25 protein-coding genes and 1 rRNA gene are annotated in these 25,421 nt (G+C 60.9%); 10 read left to right on the top strand and 16 right to left on the bottom strand.

From position 1 onward, the window contains the following. The 4 genes from M5J06_RS08365 to M5J06_RS08380 all read right to left on the bottom strand — a co-directional run. Positions 1-209, bottom strand: a 16S ribosomal RNA gene (locus tag M5J06_RS08365); the annotation flags it as partial. Between the two features lie 592 nt (positions 210-801). Next, positions 802-1,788, bottom strand: a complete 987-nt coding sequence (locus M5J06_RS08370) for a hypothetical protein (RefSeq protein WP_143335006.1) — start codon at positions 1,786-1,788, stop codon at positions 802-804. Continuing rightward, positions 1,788-2,588 carry an ATP-binding cassette domain-containing protein gene (locus tag M5J06_RS08375; protein ID WP_193628664.1) on the bottom strand — a complete coding sequence of 267 codons (801 nt, stop codon included), beginning with the start codon at positions 2,586-2,588 and terminating at the stop codon, positions 1,788-1,790. Before M5J06_RS08375 ends, M5J06_RS08370 begins: the two co-directional genes overlap by 1 nt. After that, complete coding sequence (locus M5J06_RS08380; protein ID WP_070533746.1) at positions 2,585-2,959, bottom strand: GntR family transcriptional regulator; 375 nt, start codon at positions 2,957-2,959, stop codon at positions 2,585-2,587. The genes M5J06_RS08375 and M5J06_RS08380 overlap by 4 nt, the downstream gene beginning before the upstream one ends. A 226-nt stretch (positions 2,960-3,185) precedes the next feature. On the opposite strand from M5J06_RS08380, the gene M5J06_RS08385 reads away from it, so the two are divergent. Next, positions 3,186-4,424: an NYN domain-containing protein gene (locus M5J06_RS08385; RefSeq protein ID WP_143335004.1), complete on the top strand. Its 1,239-nt coding sequence runs from the start codon at positions 3,186-3,188 to the stop codon at positions 4,422-4,424. 107 nt (positions 4,425-4,531) lie between these two features. On the opposite strand, the gene M5J06_RS08390 is transcribed toward M5J06_RS08385, so the two are convergent. Beyond that, the gene (locus M5J06_RS08390) at positions 4,532-5,326 is read right to left on the bottom strand and encodes a PspA/IM30 family protein (protein ID WP_230310813.1); all 795 of its coding nucleotides are present in this window, start codon (positions 5,324-5,326) and stop codon (positions 4,532-4,534) included. 153 nt (positions 5,327-5,479) lie between these two features. Continuing rightward, a complete protein-coding gene (trxA, locus tag M5J06_RS08395; RefSeq protein ID WP_154762700.1) occupies positions 5,480-5,845 on the bottom strand; it encodes a thioredoxin in 366 nt (121 codons plus the stop codon). Between the two features lie 147 nt (positions 5,846-5,992). Between trxA and M5J06_RS08400 the strand changes: the two genes are divergently transcribed. Genes M5J06_RS08400 through M5J06_RS08415 form a run of 4 tightly spaced genes read left to right on the top strand, consistent with a single transcriptional unit; the run spans position 5,993 to position 10,209 of the window. Further along, positions 5,993-6,193, top strand: a complete 201-nt coding sequence (locus tag M5J06_RS08400) for a heavy-metal-associated domain-containing protein (protein ID WP_070563962.1) — start codon at positions 5,993-5,995, stop codon at positions 6,191-6,193. 5 nt (positions 6,194-6,198) lie between these two features. Beyond that, positions 6,199-8,376 carry a heavy metal translocating P-type ATPase gene (locus M5J06_RS08405; RefSeq protein WP_250224410.1) on the top strand — a complete coding sequence of 726 codons (2,178 nt, stop codon included), beginning with the start codon at positions 6,199-6,201 and terminating at the stop codon, positions 8,374-8,376. A 5-nt stretch (positions 8,377-8,381) separates the two neighbouring features. Further along, positions 8,382-9,716: an MFS transporter gene (locus M5J06_RS08410; RefSeq protein WP_250224411.1), complete on the top strand. Its 1,335-nt coding sequence runs from the start codon at positions 8,382-8,384 to the stop codon at positions 9,714-9,716. Between the two features lie 28 nt (positions 9,717-9,744). Next, positions 9,745-10,209 (top strand): VanZ family protein, encoded by a 465-nt coding sequence (locus M5J06_RS08415; RefSeq protein WP_250224412.1) that lies wholly within the window; start codon positions 9,745-9,747, stop codon positions 10,207-10,209. 1 nt (position 10,210) lies between these two features. On the opposite strand, the gene dnaB is transcribed toward M5J06_RS08415, so the two are convergent. The 8 genes from dnaB to M5J06_RS08455 all read right to left on the bottom strand — a co-directional run bounded on the left by dnaB (position 10,211) and on the right by M5J06_RS08455 (position 18,125). Continuing rightward, positions 10,211-11,635, bottom strand: coding sequence for a replicative DNA helicase (gene dnaB, locus M5J06_RS08420; RefSeq protein ID WP_010187892.1), 1,425 nt, complete (start codon positions 11,633-11,635; stop codon positions 10,211-10,213). Positions 11,636-12,286: 651 nt separating this feature from the next. Continuing rightward, the gene (gene rplI, locus M5J06_RS08425) at positions 12,287-12,739 is read right to left on the bottom strand and encodes a 50S ribosomal protein L9 (protein ID WP_070524218.1); all 453 of its coding nucleotides are present in this window, start codon (positions 12,737-12,739) and stop codon (positions 12,287-12,289) included. 46 nt (positions 12,740-12,785) lie between these two features. Continuing rightward, a complete protein-coding gene (locus M5J06_RS08430; RefSeq protein WP_010187897.1) occupies positions 12,786-13,376 on the bottom strand; it encodes a single-stranded DNA-binding protein in 591 nt (196 codons plus the stop codon). Between the two features lie 51 nt (positions 13,377-13,427). Further along, entirely contained in the window at positions 13,428-13,718 is a 291-nt protein-coding gene (gene rpsF, locus M5J06_RS08435; RefSeq protein ID WP_180952128.1) for a 30S ribosomal protein S6, read from the bottom strand. A 148-nt stretch (positions 13,719-13,866) separates the two neighbouring features. Next, the gene (locus tag M5J06_RS08440) at positions 13,867-14,049 is read right to left on the bottom strand and encodes a hypothetical protein (protein WP_250224413.1); all 183 of its coding nucleotides are present in this window, start codon (positions 14,047-14,049) and stop codon (positions 13,867-13,869) included. Further along, positions 14,046-15,437, bottom strand: coding sequence for a glycosyltransferase family 87 protein (locus M5J06_RS08445; RefSeq protein WP_154762698.1), 1,392 nt, complete (start codon positions 15,435-15,437; stop codon positions 14,046-14,048). Before M5J06_RS08445 ends, M5J06_RS08440 begins: the two co-directional genes overlap by 4 nt. A 26-nt stretch (positions 15,438-15,463) precedes the next feature. After that, the gene (locus M5J06_RS08450) at positions 15,464-17,689 is read right to left on the bottom strand and encodes a transglycosylase domain-containing protein (protein WP_250224414.1); all 2,226 of its coding nucleotides are present in this window, start codon (positions 17,687-17,689) and stop codon (positions 15,464-15,466) included. 76 nt (positions 17,690-17,765) lie between these two features. Beyond that, positions 17,766-18,125, bottom strand: coding sequence for a DUF5318 family protein (locus M5J06_RS08455; RefSeq protein ID WP_083312559.1), 360 nt, complete (start codon positions 18,123-18,125; stop codon positions 17,766-17,768). Between the two features lie 170 nt (positions 18,126-18,295). Here M5J06_RS08455 and M5J06_RS08460 point away from each other — a divergent pair, with 170 nt between their 5' ends. The 3 genes from M5J06_RS08460 (at position 18,296) to M5J06_RS08470 (ending at position 20,337) form a co-directional block, all read left to right on the top strand. Continuing rightward, positions 18,296-18,775 (top strand): MarR family winged helix-turn-helix transcriptional regulator, encoded by a 480-nt coding sequence (locus M5J06_RS08460; protein ID WP_070524207.1) that lies wholly within the window; start codon positions 18,296-18,298, stop codon positions 18,773-18,775. 84 nt (positions 18,776-18,859) lie between these two features. Further along, on the top strand, positions 18,860-19,843 hold the full coding sequence (locus M5J06_RS08465; RefSeq protein ID WP_154762696.1) for a universal stress protein: 984 nt from the start codon (positions 18,860-18,862) through the stop codon (positions 19,841-19,843). Between the two features lie 11 nt (positions 19,844-19,854). Beyond that, a complete protein-coding gene (locus M5J06_RS08470) occupies positions 19,855-20,337 on the top strand; it encodes a hypothetical protein (protein WP_070561807.1) in 483 nt (160 codons plus the stop codon). Here the strand turns inward: M5J06_RS08470 and trhO are convergent. Both trhO and M5J06_RS08480 read right to left on the bottom strand, forming a co-directional pair. Then, the gene (gene trhO / locus M5J06_RS08475) at positions 20,334-21,263 is read right to left on the bottom strand and encodes an oxygen-dependent tRNA uridine(34) hydroxylase TrhO (protein ID WP_070533722.1); all 930 of its coding nucleotides are present in this window, start codon (positions 21,261-21,263) and stop codon (positions 20,334-20,336) included. The two genes, M5J06_RS08470 and trhO, sit on opposite strands and share 4 nt — an antisense overlap. A 53-nt stretch (positions 21,264-21,316) precedes the next feature. Continuing rightward, entirely contained in the window at positions 21,317-22,813 is a 1,497-nt protein-coding gene (locus M5J06_RS08480; RefSeq protein WP_070524200.1) for a DUF1846 domain-containing protein, read from the bottom strand. 77 nt (positions 22,814-22,890) lie between these two features. Between M5J06_RS08480 and M5J06_RS08485 the strand changes: the two genes are divergently transcribed. Then, complete coding sequence (locus tag M5J06_RS08485; protein ID WP_250224415.1) at positions 22,891-23,706, top strand: Fpg/Nei family DNA glycosylase; 816 nt, start codon at positions 22,891-22,893, stop codon at positions 23,704-23,706. A gap of 10 nt (positions 23,707-23,716) precedes the next feature. Further along, the gene (locus M5J06_RS08490) at positions 23,717-25,315 is read left to right on the top strand and encodes an NAD(P)H-hydrate epimerase (protein WP_250224416.1); all 1,599 of its coding nucleotides are present in this window, start codon (positions 23,717-23,719) and stop codon (positions 25,313-25,315) included. The last annotated feature ends 106 nt before the right edge of the window (positions 25,316-25,421 follow it).

A 25,421-nucleotide genomic window follows, 5' to 3' on the forward strand; every position in this document is an offset into this window, starting at 1 on the left:
ACTTTCCAACCACCACACTAAAGGCAGTTCATATCCGGTATTAGACCCAGTTTCCCAAGCTTATCCCAGAGTGCAAGGCAGATCACCCACGTGTTACTCACCCGTTCGCCACTCGAGTACCCCAGCAAGCTGAGGCCTTTCCGTTCGACTTGCATGTGTTAAGCACGCCGCCAGCGTTCGTCCTGAGCCAGGATCAAACTCTCCACAAAAAAGGCCGTGAAAAGCCCAAACCTAGACAAAAAGACAAACCACAACAAACAACACCACAAAAAGCAGCATCACCTGAACTGGCTATCCAAAAATTACATAAAGAAAAAATCTCGAAACCAACCCCCAACCCGACGGGGATATAAAAGGAGTTGGCCTAGTTAGAAGATTTTAAATCATTTACGCCCAAACAACTTATGTTATTTACAATGACGCCGCTAAAGGAAAAGCGCCATCCGGCATACACCAACCACAACACACATACAATGCATCACGGCCAAAATGAATAAAACCAACCAACACAAAAAGTACATTGGCACACTATTGAGTTCTCAGACATCGTCACCACACAGCCATACGGAACGCCTTTGGCGGTACGCAGTACTGCGAGTAAAGAAAATATTTGTTGTCAGGGCCTGTTTTCCTACCGCCTCTCTCCAAGAACCTCAGTTCCTGTGGGGCGCTGTCGGTCGCGCTGACTCATATAAAGTTACACACGGCCTTGATAAAACACAAATATGCACTTCAATGAAGGTTTTTGCCCCTTCTTGAAGTGCACAAAGACAGGCTTTTTAGGCAGACATTGGCCGGCTCTCAGCGTGCCCCAAACCAGCCCATGAGCCCCGGGCTAAACACGTTGGTCCTCTTCGCCATCCGGGGATATACGGCTACCCACACGACGTAGATGATTGCCATCCCTGTGAGCGCCCACCCCATCGCAACGCTGGGATTGATAAGCCACGCTATGAACAGCGCGGCGATTACTCCCGCTAGCGCAGTGGTGTAGAGCCACGTCAGTTTGTCGGTAATGGCGAAAGTTAAAAGTAGTGACGTCGTTGCAAGACACACGATGGTGAATCCGGCTGGATTGCCGGTCCACATCATGGATACAAGATCGGCCAAGACCGATAGGACCACGGGGATTGCCGTGCACAGCAAAGTGACCTTGGCCCACACACCGCGCGGCAGTCCAAAGGCCACTGCATCTTTGAGTGAGCTGCGGATTGAATCAGCAACTAGCGGCAGGACAATCAACGTAACAATGACACCCACGATGCCCACGCCGGTATCCCACAGCTTGATCAACACGAGATTCACCGCGATCGCGAGGGCGAAGCCGATCGCCGTCCACATCCAGGCGCGGATTTGGGGGCGCACCACAACTTGCGAAACCGGGGACGCTGAGAACCAGCCCGTCGAAGAATCACCATCGCTACCTACGATGAGGGAGCTAGTGGTCAGTCGTGATGGCTCGAAGCGCTTGGCCATGCATACTGCCCACATGAGCGCCGGCGCGATGAGAGTCCACCACGGAAAGGCGAAGGGCGCGCTAACAAGAATCAACAAAAGCGTCAGGGTGGCATTGATGCGCCGGTGCCCGTTCCATATACGCGTGCTGAGGCCAAAGGTGAGATAGCGGGAGAAATCAGGCTGGGATAGATAGACCGTAAGCACCATAAAGAGTGAGTAGCCGATGGCCCAACCTCGCCCGCTGCCCATCCCGATCACCGGCAAGACGACGATCCACAGGGCAAAGAAGAGGCTATTCCAGCTCAGCGCCATATGCCTATACAGCTTCATCACGCCTCCCCCAATGCCAGAACTGCCTTTTCGAGGGATACCTCGGTGGCGCGAAGCCCCATTTCCTGAGCCATGGCAAAGACGTTGGCGGTGTGGTTGGGGCGGGCGTCGACAAGCGCGCGGTCCGCCACGGCGGAGGTTTCGCGCTCGAGCACCGGGAGCTGCAAGCGCCCCAACGCGCGGTCGAGGGCTTCGGCAGAGCCGGTGAGCTGGACGACGCCCTCGATAAACTCATCGATGGGGCCGGACAAGGGGTTCTCCCCCATCAGGGCTACGGTATCAAGCAAACCGGACAGCTCGTTGAGGTGATGGGTGGAGACGATAATGGTGCGACCATGCTCCTCGCGCAGGACGTCATAGAAAACCTCCCGCTTAGCGGCGTCAAGGCCGAGGTAGGGTTCGTCGAGAAGCATGTACGGCACCCCCGAGGCCACCGCAACAATGAAGCTCGCTGCGGACTTTTGCCCGCGGGAGAGGCCCGAGTAGTTCTTCATCGGCAGCTCGAAGCGCTCAACCAGCTCCTCAGCGCGCGTCTTGTTCCAGGTGGACCAGCGCAGACTTGCCACGGTGAAGATTTTCTTCACGTTCCAACCTTCAGGCAGTGGGTTGTCTATGCCCATGAGGACGATCTTGTTGAGGACTTTTTCATTGTCGTAAGGCTTGTCACCATCGACGGTGATGCCGGAAGCATTCAGCTGACCGGCGATTTTACGCATCAAGGTGGTTTTGCCAATGCCATTGGGGCCGACGAGGCCGTGCGTAAGGCCGTCGCTGAAGGTGAAGTGCGGAGTGGAAATCATGAGTAGAGTCCTCGGCTTTCTGCGACAAGGTCGATGAGGTCGTGGAGTTGCTGGCGGGTGTAGCCCAGGTGCACGGCTTCGTCGATAAGCGGCGCGGCGTACTCGGCCGCGAATTCTTGGCGACGCCGCGCGCGGATCTTCTCGGCTGCACCTGAGGTGACAAACATTCCTATCCCCCTGCGCTTTTCCAGGATTCCTAGATCTACGAGGAGGGTCAGCCCCTTGCGGGCAGTGGCGGGGTTGATGCTATGAAAGGCGGCAAGTTCATTAGTGGATGGCGCCTGCGCACCCTCGGCGAGAGTGCCCTCAATAATGGCGTCCTCGATGAGCACCGCTATCTGCCGGAAGAGCGGCTGGGCAGAGTTGTCCATGCCGGCCTCCTCGTTGGTTGGTTACTCATGTAACTAACCATATAACCACACCGGATCTCTCACAAGCCCCCCCTTGGGCAACGCCATTGACCTGGGAATTTCCTCGGGGTTATCGACGTTTTGTGACTAATGGGGCACACTGGACTACACCGGCCCTAGGCTGGAAGATCTCACAGAAGTGACCCTAGAAAATTAGTTAGAAGAAATAGAACGGAATTTAGGAGCCATGCTTGAACGAACACTTGTCTTCGTTGACACGTCATACCTACTGGCCAGCTTTTATAACTCTTGGGAGACGGGGGCCCGCGCCCAGCTAGAGATTGATTTACCCGAAGTAGTCAGCTCCCTTGGTTCCATGATTGAGAACCAAGTAGGCAACCCCATCCACCGCCAATACTGGTACGACGGAATCCCCGATACCGGCCCCCACCGTTACCAGCGAGCGCTGCGGGTCTGCGATGGCGTCCAATTGCGCACCGGTCAACTCATCGAATGGGGCGAACGGCGAACCCAGAAAGCCGTGGACACCCGCCTCGTCGCCGATATGATCGTTTCCGCCATGAAGGGCCAAGTCACGGATTTCGTCTTGGTCTCCGGCGACGCAGACATGATTCCCGGGGTCCAGGAAGCCGTGAACAACGGTGTGCGCGTGCACCTTTATGGCTTCGGTTGGGACTCCATGTCTTCAGCTCTGCGCCATGCCTGCGACTCCACCACGATCCTCGATCCGCGGGAGGACTTCGCCGACGCGATGGAGCTCGAGGTCCTTGAAGGCCCGCTGCCGCCGACCATCCGCGAGCCCCAGAGCACCGGAGAAGGAAGCGAAGACGCTAGCGATTCCGCCACCGAGGACGCCCCAGAGTGCGACGAACCTACCGAAGCACAAGCTGCCTTCCCCTCTGCGCCAAAGCCTGGGCCGGCAACACCTTCCGCCGCGGCGCAAGACGTGGCTGCCACCGCCTCGCACCCAGAGTCGGCAGCACCGAGCGCCCCCGCCGACGAAGAGGAGCCCGCCCCCTGCGGCGAACAAGCCACAAAGCCCAGCGCCGCGGATCAGAAGCCCGCGGACGCAGAAGAGGAAACTGGCTCCGAAGCCCCGAAGCCTGCCCCCAAACCGGCCGCGCCCAAGCCGTCGATGATGGCGCCGCGCCGCAAGCTGCGCTCTAAGTATGTTCCCCTCCCCGAGGAAGTGTGGAGCTCCGCCGGCTTCCAGTCCCCCTTTGACGTGGGGCAGCAATATGCCTCGTGGTGGTTCGACAACGCCGCGAGCGCCGATCAGCGCGACCAAGCCCATCTCCTTTCCGGCGGCGGTCTGCCGCCGGAGATCGACCGTCCGCTGCTACAGTTCGCCTGCGAGACTCTGCACGAGTACACGCTCACCGAAACCCAGCGCGTGAACCTCCGCGATGGCTTCCACTCCGGCATCCGCGGCGTGCTTATCAATATCCGCCGCCAAGACAGCTAGAGCATCACTGCGAACCATAGATAAAGGGACCTTTTGGAGCGTGGGGGTGAAATCCCCTGGCCGCAGAATGCGGCCTGCTCCAGAAGGTCCCTTTTTCGCGCTGGCTACTACTTATCCTCAGCGTCCTTGGCTTCGGCGCCGGCCTCGAGCTCCTCGGCACCTGTCGACGCCGAGCCTTCCAGCTCCTTGTTCTTGGCCATCTCGGCGCGGATCTCATCCAAGCGGGACATAGCGGCCATATCGTGGCCCGCCGCCGAAATCTCCTGAATCCGGCTACCACCAGCTGCCTGGTGCAGCTCCTGGGCGCCGAGCGCATCAGCGTAGCGCTTCTCAATCTTGGCGCGTACCGAATCCATCGTAGGCGTCGAGTCATCCGGCTTGAGCTCATTCATGGAGTCCAGAGCCTCAGCGTTCTTCTCCTGCATCGCCGCCTGATCGGCTTGGGACAGCAACTGGTCCACCTGCGCGAGCTGCTCCTTCAGTCGGGCCTCCGACTGCTGTTGCTGGGCCTTTGCCTGCTCCGCCGCTTGCGCGGCAGCCTCGTGCTGGGACTTCAGATTCGCCAGCTCATTTTCTACGGCAACCAGCTGGCTCGCCACAACCTCCGCTGCCTGGTTGTACTCGGCGGCCTTCTGCGGATCCTCGGAAGCGTCCGCCAACTCCAAGGCCCGGCGCGTCTGATCCTGGTAGTCCTTCTGAGTCTTCACTAGGCGGTTAAGCTGCATTTCCAGCTGCGTTTTGCGGCCGATAATCTCCGCTGCGTGCTCGGAAATCTGGCGGTGCTGTTCCTTTGCACCTTCCACGGCCTGCTGGATTTGGACCTTGGGATCAGCGTTCTCATCGATCTTCTGATCGAAAGAAGCCATCACATACTTCCAACCTTTGCTGAATGGGTTTGCCATCGCGTTCACTCCTTAGTGGTTCCTGCAGCAGTAATCAATGCAGCGCTCGTTAGTGCTTTATATGTAAAGACGCTTTCCTGCGAGTGTAGCGATACTCACAGGAAAGCGCGCAGCGGTCCATCTCGACCGCCTTTTCAGAAGAACTATCCGGAATTATTCGGCCTGCTGGCTCTCCACCTGGGCGCGGACCTCATCCATATCGAGAGCCTTGACCTGGCTAATGAGATCTTCCAGGGCTGCCGGCGGCAATGCACCCGACTCGCGGAAAACCAAGATGCCGTCACGGAAAACCATCAACGTCGGGATGGAGTTAATTTGCAGCTTCGCAGCCAGATCCTCGTTTGCCTCGGTATCCAACTTGGCAAAGGTGGCATCAGGGTGCTCCTCGGATGCCTTCTCAAAGACCGGGCCGAAGCGCTTGCACGGACCGCACCATTCCGCCCAGGCATCCACGAGGGTGATGCCATCGCCGGAGATGGTCTCCTGGAACGTCTCTTCAGTGATGTCAATCGTTGCCATGTCTCTTCCTATCTGTTTCGGGGAAATTTGTAGGTTCTTTCAACTCTCAACGGTACACAAGGCTCAATTATTCCTTGCACCTATACCCCTAGGGGGTATACGCTCAACGGTGTATCTACCCACTACTTAAGGAGTCTGATCACGACCATGAGCACCACCACCTACACCGTTAACGGCATGACCTGCGGCCACTGCGAACTCTCCGTGAAGGAAGAAATCTCGGAGATCAAGGGCGTCACCGACGTCACCGCTGACCACACCACCGGCGCCGTCACCGTGACTGGTGAGGGCTTTAGCGATGACCAGGTCGCCGCCGCCATCGCCGAAGCCGGCTACGAGTTGGCCTAAGCATCATGACTACCAGCCTCACCCTCGGTATCACCGGGATGACCTGTACCTCCTGCTCATCCCGGGTTGAACGCAAGCTCAACAAGCTCGACAACGTCGAAGCCACAGTCAACTTCGCCACGGAATCTGCCTCCGTGAGCTACGACCCAGCCACAACAACCCCTGCCGATCTCATCGACGTCGTCGAAGGCGCAGGCTACGGGGCTTTTACGGTGAGTGATGAGGGGGAGGCGTCGGCAAGCACGGCGGAGGACGCCCGTGAGGGTGAGGCTTCCGACATCCTGCAGCGCACGCTCGTCTCTGCGGCACTCTCGCTGCCCGTGATGCTCCTCTCCATGGTCCCGGCCCTCCAATTCCAGAACTGGCAGTGGGCCTGCCTGGTACTCACAACGCTCGTCTACGTCATCGGAGGCGCGCCCTTCCACCGCGCCACGTGGGCCAACCTGAAGCACGGCGCCGCCACGATGGACACGCTCATCACGTTGGGCACCACCGCCGCCTTTGGCTGGTCGCTCTACGCGCTCTTCTTCGGCAACGCCGGCATGCCCGGCATGACCATGCATATGACGCTGCGTTCCAATGACGCGCAGATGGACCACATTTACCTCGAATCAGTGGGGATGGTCATTACGTTCCTGCTGCTTGGGCGCTGGTTTGAGCTCAAGGCAAAGGGCCGCTCCTCCGAGGCTCTCACCACGCTGCTCACCATGGGCGCTAAAGAGGCCACGGTGCTGCGCGGCGATACTGAAACCCGCATACCCATCGGTGACCTTCACGAGGGCGATATTTTTGTGGTTCGCCCCGGCGAGAAGATCGCCACCGATGGTGTGGTCCTCAACGGACATTCCGCCGTAGATGAATCCCTGCTCACCGGCGAATCGTTGCCGGTTGAGGTTTCACCCGGCAGCACGGTGACGGGCGCAACCATCAACGCCTCCGGGCGGCTTGAGGTGCGCGCCACCCGCGTCGGCTCCGACACCGTCCTTGCCCAGATGGGCGCGCTCGTCACCGCAGCCCAGACCTCGAAGGCCCCAGTGCAGCGCCTCGCCGACCGCATCGCCGCTGTCTTCGTGCCCATCGTCATCGGCATCGCTATCCTCGCGCTCTTAGCGCACCTGTGGGTCGGCGGAGTTGCCCCGGCCTTCGTGGCCGCCGTCTCCGTCCTCATCATTGCGTGCCCTTGCGCCATGGGCTTGGCGACGCCCACCGCAATCCTCGTGGGCACCGGGCGCGGCGCCGAACTGGGAATCCTCATCAAGGGCCCGGAGATCCTCGAATCGACCCGCCAGATCGACACCATCGTTCTAGATAAGACGGGCACCATCACCGAAGGCCAGATGTCAGTAGCGGCGGTTCAGGCCACTGCGGGGCACTCAGAGCAGGAGGTTCTCCGTCTTGCGGCCGCCGCGGAGCAGGGCTCCGAGCACCCCATCGCGCGAGCCATCCGCGCGGCTTACGACGGCGAAACCCCCACGGCCGAGGACTTCCACGAGCTAGCGGGCCAAGGGATCGAAGCAACCGTTGAAGGTACCCGCGTGCGGGTGGGACGCCCGCCTGCGGGCTACGACGGCACCGGGACGCAGGTCGGCGTCTACGTGGCGGATGCCGTGGTGGGGACCATCGAGCTACAGGACCGCGTTAAGGAGTCCGCAGCCGCCGCCATCTCCGCCCTCCAGGACCTAGGCCTCACGCCCCATCTGCTCACGGGCGACAACACCGGTGCAGCACACGCAGTGGCGCGAGCCGTTGGCATTGATGAAGCCAACGTGACAGCGGAGGTCATGCCCGCCGACAAAGTAGACACTATCGCTCGACTGCAGGATCGGGGACGGACCGTGGCCATGGTGGGCGATGGCGTGAACGACGCCGCGGCACTCGCACAGGCGGACCTCGGCATCGCGATGGGTGCTGGGGCTGATGTCGCCATCGAGGCCTCTGATATCACGGTGATGAATAACGACCTGCGCTCTGTGGCCGATGCCGTACGGCTTGCGCGCGCTACCCTGCGCATCATCAAAGGCAACCTATTTTGGGCCTTCGCCTATAATATTATTCTTCTACCTGTTGCCGCTTTTGGCCTGCTCAACCCCCTTTTCGCGGGTATAGCCATGGCGTTGAGTTCGGTTTTTGTAGTCAGTAATTCTTTGCGCCTGAAAAGCTTTCGCTCCGCAGAGTATGCTTAGCCTGCATGAATCGTCTTGATCATCGCTCTATCTCTCGCACGGAGAGGCTCGACCGCCTTCCCGTCACCGGCAAACACAAACGTCTCCTCTTCGGCTCTGGCATTGGCTGGGCGCTCGACGCCATGGACGTGGGCCTCATCTCCTTCATCATGGCCGCTTTGGCCGTGCACTGGGGAATCACGCCGACCCAATCCTCATGGCTGGCGTCCGTGGGCTTCATCGGCATGGCCTTAGGTGCTACCTTTGGCGGCCTTTTGGCCGATAAGTTCGGCCGCCGCCACGTCTTTGCCTTGACCCTGCTGGTCTATGGCCTCGCCACGGGTGCTTCCGCCCTGGCGACGGGCCTCACGCTTCTCATCGTCCTGCGCTTCTTCATCGGTCTCGGCCTGGGCGCCGAGCTGCCGGTGGCCTCCACGTTGATTTCCGAGTTCGCCCCACTCAAGGTCCGCGGGCGCATGGTGGTCTTGCTGGAGGCCTTCTGGGCGGTGGGCTGGATCCTGGCCGCGGTAGTTGGAACGTTTGTTGTGGGGGCGTCGGAAAGCGGCTGGCGCTGGGCACTCGCGCTCGGCATGGTGCCCGCGCTCTACGCCCTCTATGTACGCCTTCACTTGCCTGAATCAGTGCGCTTCCTGGAGTCGAAAGGCCGCCACGAGGAGGCAGAGGAGATCGTCGCCTCCTTTGAGGCAGAGGTGGACTCGACGGACATCGACCGCACGACCCCGGCACCGACCTACTCCGAGGAAGACGTCACCGCCGCCAGCATCTGGTCGCCGTCCCTGCGCGGGCGCACTCTCGCGTTGTGGACCATCTGGTTCTGCGTCAACCTGTCCTACTATGGCGCCTTCATCTGGATTCCTTCGCTGCTGGTCGCTGATGGTTTCTCTTTGGTGAAGTCCTTCAGTTTCACGCTGATTATCACCCTGGCTCAGCTGCCTGGCTACGCCGCCGCGGCCTGGCTCATCGAGGTTTGGGGGCGCCGCACCACGCTGGCTACCTTCCTCGTGGGCTCCGCGCTTTCCGCAGGTCTCTATGGCTTTGCCAGCACTGAGGCCACGATCATCCTGGCCGGTTGTTTGCTGTCCTTCTTCAACTTGGGCGCGTGGGGTGCTTTGTACGCCATCGGTCCCGAGCTCTATCCCACCGCGCTGCGCGGGCGCGGTACGGGTGCTGCCGCCGGCTTCGGCAGGCTCGCATCCATCTTGGCGCCGCTCATCGTTCCGCCGCTCATCGCGGTGGCGGGCACGGGCTGGCTCTTCGTACTCTTTGCGGCAGCCTTTGGCATCGCCGCTGTCGCGGCGCTGACCCTGCCAGAATTCAAGGGTAGGACCCTTGCTCAATAGGGTCGCCCTTGGCGCGTGGGTCGCGGTCATGGTCGCGCTGACTACGCTGAAGTCCTTCTTTCAGATCGGCTACCTCTGGAAGCCGGAGAACCAGCGGGTCCGCGATCTGCGCTTGGTGCCGCTCGATGAGTTTTCCGGCGGAACGTGGTTCGGCCCGCTCTTTGAGTACGCGGGCAATACCGCCTTCTTCATTCCCTTCGGCATGCTCGTCTTCAGCATGCGCCGTTCACTCAAGGCCACGGCCGCGTGGGGCTTCGCGCTGAGCCTGGCGCTGGAGACAGCACAGTACGCCTTCGCCCTGGGGCGCACCGATATCGATGACCTCATCTTCAATACGCTCGGCGCGCTGATCGGCGCGGCATTCGCCCGGCTGTGTGGCGAGCGCTTCTTCCCCGTGTGGCGGTGGCTCGCGCTCGCCGCAGCAGCCGTCTTCCTAGTCTTAGTCATTCTCGGCCCACGGTTGGGTGACCCCAACGCCGTGGTGGACCTGTGATTTAACCATGCGCCATGTTGACGAACTTGGAGTAGTGCAGCTGGTGCGCCACCTTCACTGTGTCAATCGGGCCGCCACGGTGCTTGGCCAAGATGATGTCCGCCTCACCGGCGCGGGGATCATCGCGGTCCTGTGAGTCTGGGCGATACAGGAGCATAACCATGTCGGCGTCCTGCTCTAGCGAGCCGGACTCACGCAGATCCGCCAGCTGCGGCTTCTTGTCGGTACGGGACTCCGGGCCACGGTTCAGCTGGGAAATCGCGATGAGCGGGACCTCGAGCTCCTTGGCCAACAGCTTGAGCTGGCGGGAAAACTCCGAAACCTCTTGCTGGCGGGACTCCACCTTCTTACCCGAGGACATCAGCTGCATGTAGTCCAGCACGATGAGATCAAGACCGTGCTGCTGCTTGAGGCGGCGGGCTTTCGAGCGAATCTCCATCATGGTGAGGTTCGGGGAATCATCGATGAACAGGGGCGCATCCTGGATGCGGTTGAGGGTGTCATCGATCTTTGCCCAGTCCTCAGTCGATACGCGCCCACCGCGCATATCCGACAGCTTCACTTCCGCCTCCGCCGACAGCAAGCGCATGACGATCTCTGAGGCGGACATCTCCAAGGAGAACACCACGGAGGTCTTGTTGTGCTGGAGAGATGCCGAGCGCATGAAGTCCATGGCCAACGTTGACTTACCCACGCCAGGGCGGGCGGCGACGATAATCATCTGACCGGCGCGCAAGCCATTGGTCAGGTTATCCAAGTCGATGAATCCGGTGGGCACGCCCGATTCCACACCGTTTTGCTGCAGGGCGGCGAGTTCGTCGATAGTGGGATCGATAAGATCGCTCAGTGCCCGGTAGTCCTCGGTGGTCTTCTTTTGCGCCACCGCGAAGACTTCCTGCTGGGCGCGGTCCAGAACCGATTCGATCTCCATGTCCTCGGAGCCTTGAAAGCCGAGCTGCACTACTCTGGTTCCGGCGTCGACCAGCTTGCGCAACACCGCCTTTTCCGCCACGATCTCCGCGTAGTAGCGAGCGTTAGCGGCGGTCGGCACCGTGGCCAGCAGGGTGTGCAGGTAAGGCGCACCGCCGACCCGCTCGAGGTTGTTGTAGCGATCGAGCCGAGCCGCCACAATCACCGCATCAATATCGGTGCCCGCGGCATAGAGGTCAATCATGGCCTGATAGATGAGCGTGTGCGCGGGGTAGTAAAAATCCTCCGGCTCTAGCTCTTCAATGACCTCCATCACCGTGTTCGGGCTCAAGAGCATAGCGCCAAGAACGCCCTGCTCCGCTTCCCGGTCCGCGGGTGGCTGGCGGAATTCGCCGTAACGCTTCGGCTCCTCCTGACGGTAGGAGCGGCGGGGTTCCTCCTCTACCGGTTCAGGCGGCGGTGGAACCTGATCGTCATCAAAACTGGCATTAGTCATTGTCCATCAATCCCACCGTTCATCGATCCCACCCTGACCGCCCCTGAAAATCTCAGCTTCTATCCGCGCCGGACGGCCAGGCTTTAAGGCAGTGCCAAGCGGCAACCGCGCGTAGTACACAACAGTGTAGCCGAGGCAATGGACACTGCCCCTTGGGCATAACTCCCACAGTTATCCACAGATCCCTGTGGAATTACCAGCTCAGCCAACGAAGGCTCCGCAAAGCACGAGGTCAGGCCTGTGGATAACTCTGCAAGCCCGTGACCAGCGAAGATAATTACCGCAGGTCAGCGCATGTTTTTGGAGGTGTGAATATAGGCACAAAATCCGTGAAAAAGTAGGGCCTTCAACCCGAAATCGGCGCTACCTGCGGGTTAACAAAAGGCGGCGTGAGTAAACTCACTGTAAACTGCACACAGGTTTATCCACAGGTTCCGCGAGTTATCCACATGCCCTGCTTGCCCTGCTTGACGACGATCCGCCAACCCACATGCCTAGAAAACGGCCAAAGGCCGTGCACCTTCCACCACCTCACATAGTGGGAGGAGCACGGCCTTAAACCTTGCTGTTGTCTGTGGGTCACTTACCTGCGTACCATCGCCGCGCCTCACACGCGGCTGGACGGAGGGTGACCGTCGTGCGCCTTAGTTCTTAGGCAGCGACGACCGAGAAGTTCACCTTGCCGATAACGTCAGCGTGCAGCTTCAGCTCGACTTGGTAGTTGCCGGTCTTCTTGACCAGGCCCTTGGGAAGCACAACGATGCGCTTGTCCAGCTTCGGGCCGCCAGCGGCGGCAACGGCCTTCACGATGTCCTCTGCGGACACGGAGCCGAAGAGCTTGCCGGACTCGGAGGTCTTCACGGGGACATTGACGTCCTTGAGCTCCTCCAGCTGGGTACGGATCTCGCGTGCATGGTCCAGGTCGCGGATTGCGCGAGCTTCCTGGGCACGCTTGATGCCCTCGATCTGCTTCTCAGCGCCGCGGGTGGCAACGATTGCCAGGCCGCGCGGAAGCAGGTAGTTACGTCCGTAGCCGTCCTTAACCTCTACAATTTCGCCGGGGGCGCCGAGGTTCTCAACGGCAGCGGTGAGGATCAGCTTCATGATCCCTGCCTTTCAATTGAGTTAAATGAATACTTGCGTGACAGTCTTAGAACGGGGGTTCTGCATCCGCACCACCGAAGCTTCCCGCTTGGGGTGCCGAATTCCACGGATCGTTGCTCGGAGCCGACTGCTGGGACTGCTGCGGGGCAGAAGACTGGGATTGGTTTCCAGAGAAACCACCCTGGTTTCCGGAGAAACCGCCTTGGTTGCCGCCGCCGTAGTTAGCACCACCCTGCTGCTGGCCGCCGCCATAGTTTCCGCCACCGTTGCCGGACTTGCGGTTTACCTGAGCGGTTGCATAACGCAGGGACGGGCCGACCTCATCGACCTCGATCTCAAAGACAGTACGGTTCTCGCCCTCACGAGTCTGGTAAGAGCGCTGACGCAAACGGCCAGTAACAATAACGCGCATGCCCTTGGTCAGGGTCTCCGCAACGTTTTCTGCGGCTTGGCGCCACACGTTGCAGGTGAGGAACATGGCCTCGCCATCCTCCCACTGGGAAGTCTGCTGATTATAGCGACGCGGGGTGGAGGCAACACGGAAATTTGCCACTGCGGCACCCGCCGGGGTGAAGCGCAGTTCCGGGTCGGCGACAATGTTGCCAACGACCGTGATATTGGTATCTCCCTGAGCCATGTCTTTACTCCTTAATATCGGTTACGTGAATTGCTCGAAACCCAGTATCCGCTATTTGCTGTCGGTGCGCAGAACCTTGGTACGCAGAATGGAGTCGTTCAGGTTCAGACGGCGATCGAGCTCGAGAACGGAGTGGGATTCGCACTCCAGATCCACGACTGCGTAGATGCCCTCTTCCTTCTTGTTGATCGGGTATGCAAGACGGCGCTTGCCCCACACGTCAACCTTTTCGACTTTGCCGCCATCCTTGCGGATTGCTTCGAGGAACTTGTCTAGGGACGGGGTTACGGTGCGCTCATCCTGATTGGGATCCAGAATGATCATGACTTCGTAGTGACGCACGGACCTCATCACCTCCTATGGTCTAGTAATTGGTATCGGCCATATCACCTTTGCGGATATGGCAGGAGGGTCTGTTGCGTCAAGCAACCCTCACACAGTACCGCACTGACCGGCGGAAAAGGAAATCCCTTGTCTCCTCGGCCGCCCCCTAGTGAGTCGCGGCGACGAAGATTGCCGAACTCACAGGTATCACCGTAAGGAAAAGCAGAGCCAGCAACCCCAGCATGATGGGCCAGGTTCGGTCTTCAGAACGCTGAAACAGGTAATAGGCACCCAATACGCACAAGAAACCTATCGTGATGGAGATGATGCCCACGATTGTTATGGTCATCGCGCAAAGTCCCCCGCCAGTGGATCCCTGCCACCGTGCGCGGCACGAACCTTGTCTTCCGACTTGCCCCACATCTGACGGATGATGAGCACGCCGATGGCGATGATGAAACCATCCCGGGTGATCACCGCGATGTCCAGCATCTCGTGCGGCAGGCCCTTGTTCTCCGAACCGAGCATGTGCCAGGTGAGGATGGGCCAGAGGAGGGCGTCGGCAAGCGCCCAGCTAAAGATGAGGCGCCACCGTGGCAGCGCCAAGAGCGCCGGGACAATGAGCCACAGCGAGTATTGCGGCGACCACACCTTATTGAAGATAAGGAAGGCCATGATGATGAGGTAGATCATCTCAGCCACCCGCGGCGCACGCGGGGTTTTAAGCCCCATGACGGCGATTGCTGCGCAGCTCACAAGGAAGGCCACGAGGGAGAAGGTGTTGAGGAATTCGGCCTCAAAGCTCACGTTCGTAACGCGAGTCAGGAGTGCGTAGATCGTGGTCCACTCCGCCCCACGCTCTTGGTTGAGCCGGAAGAATTCGCGCCAAGCTTCGGGGTAGGCCACCGCCACGGGAAGGTTCACCACGAGCCACGTCGCAATAGTTGCCACGAACATCTTGATGAACGGCGACCAGCGCTTGTTGCGGATAGCCAGCACCAGAAAGGCCCCCAGAATAAACAGGGGCCACAGCTTAAAGGCCGTGCCGAGCCCGATGAGGATGCCGGCGAGCCAGTTCTTACGCTTGGTCACCGCAAGCAGGGCGCCGACCATGAACGCCACCGACGGGATGTCCCAATTGGTAAAGGCATGCATGACCACGAGGGGGCTAGCTGCCATGAGGACGGTGTCCCACGCCCGGTTGCCCGTGAGCTGGAAGACCATAACCACGGTGCCTACCCACACGAGGGACATGATGAGCGCGGTCAGCCCGAAGTACCAGCTGACATCGGCAATCCCAATCCACTCGACGGCCGGATAGGTGGTGCGCGCCAGCCAACCGACGGCACCCTGGAACATGCCGGCCAACACCGGGTACTCCATGTAGCGCGTGATATCCCCCTCAACCCAGGAATAGGCATAGGGGAAGCCCGGCTGGTCTAGTCCACGGCCCCCGTAGAGCGGGATGATGTCGTTGTAGCAGAAGGACGTGTACTGACGGTTACCGTCCCAATTCAGGCTAATGAGGCCATCCTCGCCCTTGCGACTACCGGCACAGGTTGCCTTACTCAAGAACCCAAACGCCAGGAATGTCCACGCCAGCGTGATGATCACTCGCAGTGGAGTCCACCACCCGGAGTGGGCCGAGCGAGCAAAACGCCCCGTCGACCCGCCCAGGGCGTCGACGGCGCCGCGGGCCATCGACTCAGAAGAGAGAGGGACTAGCTGAGAAGTCATGTGTTGGCTCACCAGGGATCAGTCTCCTATTGGCCAAGTAGTTGGTCGAGGCCATCTCCATTGAGAATCTCATCCAGCGAGGGGACCTCAGGGTCGGCGGGCTGAGCCGGTTGCTCAGGCTGGGCCGGCTGCGCCGGGGCATCACCATGCCCCTCCTCATGGTGTTGGCCTTCCTCTGGTTTTGCCTCGCCCTCGCCCTCAGCGGCTTCGCCCTCCGGGCTTGCCGGGGTCTGGTCCCACGTCGTGGTCTGGCTCGGGTCATAGACATAGCCCGAACCCCAGCTGCCGACGCCGTAGTTGATCGGATAGGCCTGCGGGAAGGTCTGCTGCTCAGCATTAGCCAGAGAGGTATCCAAGATGGCCTTCCAGATCTTCGTCGGTGCGTCCGAGCCGTACATGATGCCGCCCCACTGATTGAAAATCGCGGAGGTGTTGTCGGCCGTGCCTACCCACACTGCTGTAGCGAGCTGCGGCGTGGAACCGACCATCCACGCATCTTTGTTCTGACCGGTGTCACCCAGCTGGGTGGTACCAGTCTTAGACGCAGACGGGCGCCCGCCAGCTAGCGCGCCATTCGACCATGCGGCAATTGGCTGCATCGCAGAAATAACGTTATTAGCCACGTTGGCGGAGACACGGCGCTCACCGCCGTCGGTCGGGTTCTCATACAGAATTTCGCCGTTGGCGTTTTCAACCTTCTGCACGAAGTGCGGCTGGTGCCATATACCTTGGTTGGTCAAGGTAGCCATAGCCGTCGCCATGTCGAGCGGGCGCGATTGGTACTGGCCCAGCACGATGCCTTCGTACGGCGTACCGCCGTTCTCCGTCAGGGTCTTTTCAATCCCCGGCAGGCTGCGCGCAACGCCCAACGCATGCGCCATGTCCGCGGTGTCCTGCATCTTGTTTTCCAGGTCATCCTGGAGGCGCAAGAAGGAGGTGTTATAGGAATTCTTCAGCGCTTCGGCGATGCTGCAGCTGCCGCAACCGCCGCCCACGTTGGTCACGATCTGCGATCCTGGCAGCTGGTAGGGCGCCGAGGAGTAATAAGTATTGAGATCGATGCCCTGCTGGAGGGCCGCTGCCAACGCCATGATCTTGAAGACCGAACCGGTCTGCAACGGAGAGTTGGCGTAGTCCCAACCATTGGCATCATCCCCGCCGAAGTAGCCGCGCACAGCACCCGTTGCTGGGTCGATGGTCACGGCGGCGGCGCGGGCGTCCTCCTGCAGCACTCCAAGCTGCTCGTGGGCAGCGTCGGTTGACGCGTTTTGCACGGTCATGTCAATGGTGGTGGTCACCTTGAGGCCGCCGGTGGCCAGCTGGTCCTCGGTAATACCCACACGCGCCAGTTCATCAGTGACCTGGTTCTTGATGTGCCCATAAGCACCGGGTGCCTCGGTGTAGGCGGAGTATTCGCTGGGATCACGGGTCTCCGGGAAAGCCATCTGGGACCGCTCAGCCGCATCCAGATCGCCCATCTCAACCAGGCCATCCATGACGTAGTTCCAGCGGTTCTGCGAGCGTTCCTCATCCACCCACGGATCCAAGACCGATGGGGACTGGATGAGGCCGGCGAGCATGGCGCCTTCCTCCACGGTGAGGTCCTTGGCGTCCTTATTGAAGTAGGCATTGGAGGCAGCCTCGATGCCGTAGGCATTGCGGCCGAAATAGACGGTGTTGAGGTAGGCGTTCAGGATGTCCTCTTTGGCCCACTCATTGGTCATCTTCACCGAATAGATGAGCTCACGGATCTTGCGGACGTAGGAGTATTCGTCACCCACCAGAGTGTTCTTCACGTATTGCTGGGTGATGGTGGAACCACCACCGGCGGTGCTATCACCCGTGAGCTTGCCCAAGACGGCGCGGCCCAGACCAGTGAAGGAAAAGCCCGAGTTCGTCCAGAACTCACGGTCCTCGGCAGCGAGGACCGAGTCCTCCACATAATCCGGGATCTCTTCCAACGTCACCTGACGGCGGTTACCTTCCGGCGGAACGAGCTTGGCCAACTGAGTTTCACCATCGCCGGCGACGATGGTGGAGATCTGGCTCGGCTGCAGCTCCTTGGGCCCGGGGACGTCGTATTGCGTATACGCGTAGCCGAAGAGCAGGGCAGGAATGCCCACTAGTACAAACAAAACAGCCAGCACGATCCACGGCCAGCGGCGCTTGCGGCCGGACGAACGCTGAGCGCTCCGCGAGGTGCTCTTCCTGCGATTACCTGACTTTCGCCCGGAGGTTTCCTTTTCGGTCACTGATCCGTGTCCTCATCAATCCTGTACAGAAACTGTAAATACATGCAGCTTACCGGCGTGAACTGGGAAGCCAAAACTACCCTAGAGCATAGACCGTGGCAGCTCGAAGCAGATGATTCCAGCGGCACGCCGGACACACTTCCACAAAATGCACGGTAAATTCCAGCCCTTCAGCGGCCATGTCCGCAATTTCCGCAGCGCTCCGCGCACTTCCCGCCCGGCGTTTTAAAGCATCTCCATAAACCCAACGGGTCAGCCGCATGTCTGAACCGCACACCGGGCACGGCTTGCGCATGTCGACGCCATGGTGTTCCGCCGCCGCGCGAAGGAGAAAGTCGGCATCACATAGCTCTTCCCGCGTCACCTTTCCCGCGCGAAGCTCGCGCAGATGCTGTGCACGCTCCCATTCATAAGAGACTTCGTTGCGGTAGGCCACTGCGGACCTTGTCTTTGCAGACTCTGCCTTTGACGGAGAATTCACGCCGGACAGTGTAGTGCCGGCGGCGTCAACAATCTAGACCCTTTCATAGTGCTTCGCGGTGGGAAACCAAATTTTTTAATCGGCTAACTACCGCTCCGCGAAATTACTAGCTACACTTATTTTCCATGAGTGAAGAAACTATCGAATCCCCCATCCCTTACGAGGATGCCCTGGAAGTCGCCCGCCAGATCCAGCCCGCGCTCAACAAACTCATGCTCATTTTCCAGCGCACGACAGAGGGCACATCCCTCACCACGTCGCAGGTCTCCATCATGAACCAGCTGCGCATGCGCGGCCCTTCGCGCGTGAGCACCATCGCCCAGGCAGAGCTCATCCGGATGCCTACCGCCTCCAACGCACTGTACCAATTGGAACGCCAAGGTTTCGTGGAACGCCACCGCGACGAGAAGGACCGCCGCGGTGTGCTCGTCGCCCTTACCCAGCTCGGCGAATCCGAGCTGACCATCGTCTCTCGCCAGCGTGCGGCGGCTTTGGCGGAGATCCTGCGTTGGCTCGATCCGGACGACATCAAGGATGCCAACTCCCTGGTTAACCTGATCTCCAAACTGGCCGATGTCTATCGGCCAATCATGGAAGGAAAATAGACCAAAAAGCGCCGGTAGAGCGGATTTTTATTTTAAGGCGTGAAGGGCCGATAATGAAGAAAACGACCCCGAACCTTTTGATGAATGGCTAAGAATTCTTCACACCCCGCGGAAGGACAGTGCTCCCCAGACGCCACGGTCCCTCCGCTCCGCGTCCTTGTTTCGTGGAGCCCCAGCTCCACCGGCACGGAAGCTATCGAGTTTGCCGCGTGGATCGCGCGTTCCACGCCCGTTCAGATCCGCGTGGTATCTACTATTTCGCAACCACTCACCGTGACGTCGCTCAGCAAGCTCACCGGTTCCTACAAAAAGTGGTTCAAGAAAGAGCGCGCCGCCTGCGAGCGGGCCGTCAAACAGGCGTTGAACGCGGCAGGGGTAGACAAGTCCCAGCTCGATAAGAACGTCTCCGTTCTCATCGCAGGGCCCTCGCGCCCGCAGCTCTTGGAGGAGGCGGCCAAGGAATTCAACGCAAGCGTCATCCTCCTCGGCGCAAACCAATCCGCACCCAAGGGCCGTTTCTTCTCGGGCTCTACCGCCGATGCGCTTTTGCATTATGCGCCACTCCCGGTGGGCTTGACTCCGCGCGGCATCAAGCTGTCTAAGCACGGCATCACCCGCATTAATTTTGCTTTCACCGATCTTGGCAGCGCCGATGATCCCGCCCTCATGCATGCGGCCTGCATTGCGCAGCGCGGCGGTATCCCCCTGCGCATCCTGGCGTTTTCAGCCAAGGGGCTTGTCGACGTCCCCCTCGAATACTCCCCCACCTTTCCTTCCGATGCCCCCAATTGGCGCGAGCACTCGCTTTCGTTGTTGGACCGGGCCCACGATTTCATCGCGGATGCCTACCCCGAGCTTTCGGTCACGACGGCCATCGGCAGCGGCCATGGCTGGTCCGGCGCAGTGGACTCGCTGAAGTGGAAGAAGGGCGACCTCCTCTGCTTAGGCTCCGACCCCATGGGCCCCATCGAGCGCGTCTTCATCGGCAGCACCGCCACCGAGCTGCTCCCGCATCTGGGTGTGCCCGTGCTGGTCTGCCCCAGCACCTACACCACCGAAGCGCGTTAGACTGGCAGACCATGGCAGCTGAGCACCCCGAAAACGATCTCACGTCCGACGCGGACTATACGAACCTGCCTCGCCCCGAGCCCCGCACATTTGACGAGCTTGCCGACGAACCCGATCCCCTCGCCGTCGCCGAAGCCAACCGCCGCTCCTCGCGCCAAGCGCTGTGGTTTATGATTGCCATCCTTATCGGCTCAGCGCTGTATGCGCTCCTCCTCGCGGGGATCTTTAAGGTCGCCGGAACCACGACCGACTGCCTCCGCGCCGAGTATGCCGCCTGGCTCTGCACGAGGACCCAGCGCACCGTGTTCGCCACGACGACGCTAATCATCCCCTTCATCGGCATGATCGGCTGCGCCGTCATCATGGTGCGCAAGCTCAAGGCCTATGTGCGCTGGCGCGGTTGGATGGCCATCTTCTGGGTCATGGCCGGCAACTTCATGATCTGGTGCATCAACGATATCCAGATCCTGCTCGCCCCGGTTATCGAAAACTAGCCCTGCGCCTGGGCAGCTGCCACCTCGGCGCAATCCGGCCGCCCACAGTGCTGTGTTTCCACATGCTGGATGCAGTCATCGCAGATGAGCACCTGCTTACGGCACGTGTCCTCGTTGATGCAGTTATGGAACGTGTTGGTTCCCGCCCCGCAATGCACACAGTGGCCGAGCTGAATGAAGCCCGGATCCTCTAGGCCCTGGCCAAACTCGTGGTGCATGCGCTTGTCAAAGACGTACATCGAGCCTTCCCACAGGCCATCGTTGCCGTACTTTTCGCCGTAGCGCACAATGCCGCCGTCGATTTGATAGACCTCGTTGAAGCCTCTGTTCTTCATCAGCGCTGAGAGGATTTCGCAACGGATGCCGCCCGTGCAGTAGGAGACCACGGGCTTGTCCTTCATCCAGTCATATTTTCCGGACTCGATTTCGGCGATGAAGTCATGCGTCGTGCGCACGTCCGGCACCACGGCATTCTTAAACTTGCCGATTTCCGCCTCCATGGCATTGCGTCCGTCGAAGAAGACGACCTCCTCGCCGCGCTCTTCTACTAGCTTGTTGACCTCTTCGGGTTTGAGGTGAACGCCGCCGCCGATGACGCCGTTCTCATCCACCTTGAGCTCACCCGGCGCGCCGAAGGCCACGATCTCATCGCGCACCTTAACCGAGAGGCGCGGGAAATCCTCCGCACCGCCCTCGGACCACTTGAACTCCATCTTCTTGAAGCCCGGGTACTCGCGGGTTTCGCGCACGTAGCGCTTGCAGGCCTCCATGTCCCCGCCCACGGTGCCGTTGATGCCGTGCTCCGAAATGAGGATGCGGCCCTTCAGCCCGAGCTTCTCGCAGAGGTTACGCTGCCACAGCATGATCGCGGTGGGGTCCTCAATGGGAGTAAAGCAGTAGTAGAGGAGAATCTTGCCAATAGTCACGCCCGCAAGTCTAGGCCTGCTAATGGCAAGATCCCCAATTTTTCGGTGGAGTCTTAGCGCTTCTGGTACAGCGCGCTCTTGCGGGCAAAGACTGGATCGGAGGTCACCAGGACACCCAGGTTGCGGAAGATGCCCTCATCCACGGAACCCAAAATGGTGGTGGTGTGGACATCGCAGCCCTCGAGTTCCTTCAGCGCGTCGAGCGCGCGGCGGGCGTTCTCGTCCTTCGCCGCCGATACCGACAATGCGATGAGCACCTCGTCCGTGTGCAGGCGCGGGTTCTGCGAACCCAGGTGCTTGGTCTTCAGCGTCTGGATCGGCTCGATGGATTCCGGCGAGAGCAGGTGCAGGTCATCGTCGATGCCCGCCAGGTGCTTGAGTGCATTGAGCAAGGTGGCCGCCGAGCAGCCCAGAAGTGGGGAGGTGCGGCCGGTGATGATGGTGCCGTCGTGAAGCTGCAGCGCGGACGCCGGGCCGTCGGTCTCCTCCGCCTTCTGACGTGCCGGGAGCACCACCGGGCGGTCGGTGGATTTGATGCCGGCCTTCGCCATGACCACGGCGGCACGCTCGGACTGCGTGGAGTCGAGGCCGTTGCGGGCCTCCTCCACCAAAGTCTTGAAGTAGCGACGGATGATTTCCTGCCGGGAGGCCTCGCGGCAGACCTCGTCGTCGGTGATGCAGAAGCCCACCATGTTCACGCCCATGTCCGTCGGGGACTGGTAGGGAACGGTGCCGGTCAGGCGCTCCAGCAGGGACTTCAGCAGCGGGAAAGCCTCGACGTCGCGATTGTAGTTCACCGTGGATTCGCCGTGCGCGGAGAGGTGGAAGTGGTCGATGACGTTGGCGTCGTTGAGGTCCACCGTGGCGGCCTCGTAGGCCAGGTTCACCGGGTGATCCAGCGGGAGGTTCCAGATGGGGAAGGTCTCAAACTTGGCGTAGCCCGCCTGCACGCCGCGCACGTTCTCGTGGTAGACCTGCGATAGCGCGGTAGCCAGCTTGCCAGAGCCCGGCCCCGGCGCGGTGACCACCACAAGGTCACGGGTGGTCTCCACGTAGTCATTCTTGCCCAACCCCTCCTCGGAGACGATGAGGTCGATGTTGGCGGGGTAGCCCGGGATAACGCGGTGACGTGCCACCGTCAGCCCCAGGCGCTCGAGGCGCTCGATGAAGGCCTCCGCCTGGCTGTTGCCGTCCTCGAGCTGCGTCATGACGATGTTGTTGACAAGGAAGCCGCGACCCCGGAAGACGTCGACAAGCCGCAGCACATCGTCCTCGTAGAGGATCCCCAGGTCACCGCGCATCTTTTGGCGCTCGATGTCCTTGGCGTTGATGCAGACGAGGATTTCTACGTCATCTTTGATGCGCTCGAGCATCGCAATCTTGTTATCCGGGGTGAAACCGGGCAGCACGCGGGAGGCATGCATGTCATCGAAAAGCTTGCCACCCATTTCCAGGTAAAGCTTCCCGCCGATTTCTTTGCGTCGAGCGTTGATGTGCTCCGACTGCAGCTCAATGTATTTTTCACGGTCAAAACCGATTGCGCGCCCCATAGTATTTAGGCCCTTCCGTTCAACGGGTAGTACCCGGAAAGTCTACAGCAGCACTGCCCCCGCGTAGACTTCCTGACATGCCTGAGGGACACGTTATTCACCGCCTTGCTCGGACACTCAATGCGGACTTTCGCGGCGCGCCGCTGGCTGTGAGCAGCCCCCAGGGCAGGTTTGCTGCGGAGGCCGCGCTTGTCGACGCCTCACCCCTCTCCCTCGCCGAAGCCTTTGGTAAGCACCTCTTCCTCCACTTCGATGCGGATAACCCGCGCCACGTGATTTACATCCATTTGGGGCTCATTGGGTCCCTGCGCTTTGAGCCTTCCGCTGATGTGTGGGGGCAAATCCGGCTGCGCATCGATAACGGAACGATGGCCGCCAACCTGCGCGGCCCGCAGTTCTGCACACTCATTACGGAGGAGGAGTACAAGGCCAAGGTGGCGAAGGTGGGCCAAGATCCGCTCCGCACAGATGCCAACCCTGATGCGCTGTGGGCCCGCGTGCATGCCTCGCGGCGCAGCATCGGCGCGATGCTCATGGACCAAGGCCTCTTTGCTGGTGTGGGCAATATCTACCGCGCAGAAGCCCTATTCCGCCAAGGGCTCTCCCCCTTCATCCCGGGCAACCAGCTCGACCGAGCGGAGTTCGATGCCATCTGGTCGGACCTGGTGGAGCTCATGGACTATGGCGTCGAGCACGGCCGCATCGATACGGTCCGCCCCGCGCATACACCGGAGGCCATGGGCCGCGAGCCGCGCAAGGATGACCACGGCGGCGAGGTCTATGTCTACCGCCGCGCCGGGCTGCCGTGCCATGTGTGCGGCACCGAAATCCGGGAGCAGGTCATGCAGGGCCGCAACCTCTTTTGGTGCCCTACCTGCCAACCCGCGCGCTAGGGTGTGGGTTATGCGTCCCGCTTATACCGTTGCCACCGTCCGTGCCGCTGAAAAGCGCCTGCTGAAACAGCAGTCTCATGAGGATCAGCTTATGAAGCTGGCCGCCGCGGCGGTGGCAGACGCTGCTTCGGTGATGCTGGAGGCTCGCCCCGGTGCGGTGCTCATACTCGCTGGTTCCGGCGGCAACGGCGGGGACGGGCTTTTTGCCGGGGCGGAGCTGGCCTCACGCGGGGTTACGGTCCACGCTCTGGTGCCGGACCGCTGCCACGAGGAGGCCCTCGCCGCGTTCCGTGCCGCCGGTGGCACGGTCCTCTCCCCCGGCGAGGTCCCTACTGGTACCGCGCTGGTCATTGACGCCATCGCCGGCCTCGGCTCCGCCCGGGGCCTCTCCGGTGCAGCCCTGTCCCTCTACCGCCGCGCCACTTCTGCCGGGGCTACAGTCTTAGCCGTCGACATGCCCACCGGCGTCGATGCCGACACGGGAGTCTGCGCCGCGGATGCCGTCCACGCTGATGTCACCGTCACCTTTGGCTCGCCGCGCCTCGGCCACGCGCTGGCCGGCGAATGCGGACAGGTTGTGGTCTCCGATCTCTTCTTGCCCGGCGCGCCTTCTTTCGCTGAGACCCTCGCCGAACTCGATGAACCAGCGGCATTCATCGCCCACGAGCCCTCCGTGCCGACGCCCTTTGCGTGGCAATCGGGCGAACTCGATCTGCCGGGCGGGCGCGCTTCCCGCCCCCGGCCAGTTGGCTGCACTGGCCCCATCGTTGATCCCACACCGAGCGCGCGCTCCGATAAGTACTCCGGCGGCGTCGTTGCCCTGGCCGCCGGAAGCGGCACCTACCCGGGTGCGGGAATCCTCTGCGCTACCGCGGCGGTGCGCGCCACGCCCTCGATGGTGCGGTTCATCGGCGATAACTCGATCACTTCTCTTCTGCCCGAGCTGGTCTGCCATCCCGATGTGTCCTCCGCCGGTCAGGCCCAGGCCTGGGTCGTGGGTCCCGGCCGCGGTACCGATGCAGCGGCGGCCACCGAACTGCGCAAGGTGCTAGCGCAGGACCTGCCCACCGTTCTCGATGCCGACGCCCTGACACTTTTGGCGCGCAACACCTCCCTGCGCCAGAAAGCTACCGAGCACCCGATGACCATCCTCACCCCGCATGAAGGCGAGTTCAGCCGCCTCTACGAGGCCGCCTTCAGCTCTACGCCCGATGCGTCTGCTGGGTGGGGCGCTGCCCTCCACGAGCTAGCCGAAGAGTTGGACAGCATCATCCTGCTCAAAGGCCGTCTCACCCGAATTACCGCCCCGGGCCAGCCGCTCTATTCCTTCAATGCCGGTCACTCTTTTGCCGCGACCCCGGGCTCCGGGGACGTGCTCTCCGGCATCCTCGGCGCGGTCATGGCCCAGCTCTTCGCCGAAACCTCCACCGAAACCGCCGCCGCGACCACCGCCCAAACCATCACCGAGGTCCTCCACGCCGGCGCCATCCACGCGCATGCGGCGGCCATCGCGGCCGAGACCCCCGAGGGCTTCGCACCCTGTTCTGCGTCCCAGATCGCGGCAGCCATCCCACAAGCCATTGCGCGGCTCCTCAACGCGCAACGCTAGCTCCGTGGCCCGGCGCTAGCTCCGCAGCAAGGTACGTTTCGATCAAATAGCACCCCAGAAATTCGAAGATCTGGGACCTTATTTGATCGATCCGTACCTAGCCACC

This window comes from Corynebacterium intestinale (assembly GCF_023574125.1).
In the GTDB taxonomy this organism is placed as follows: Bacteria; Actinomycetota; Actinomycetes; order Mycobacteriales; family Mycobacteriaceae; genus Corynebacterium; species Corynebacterium hesseae.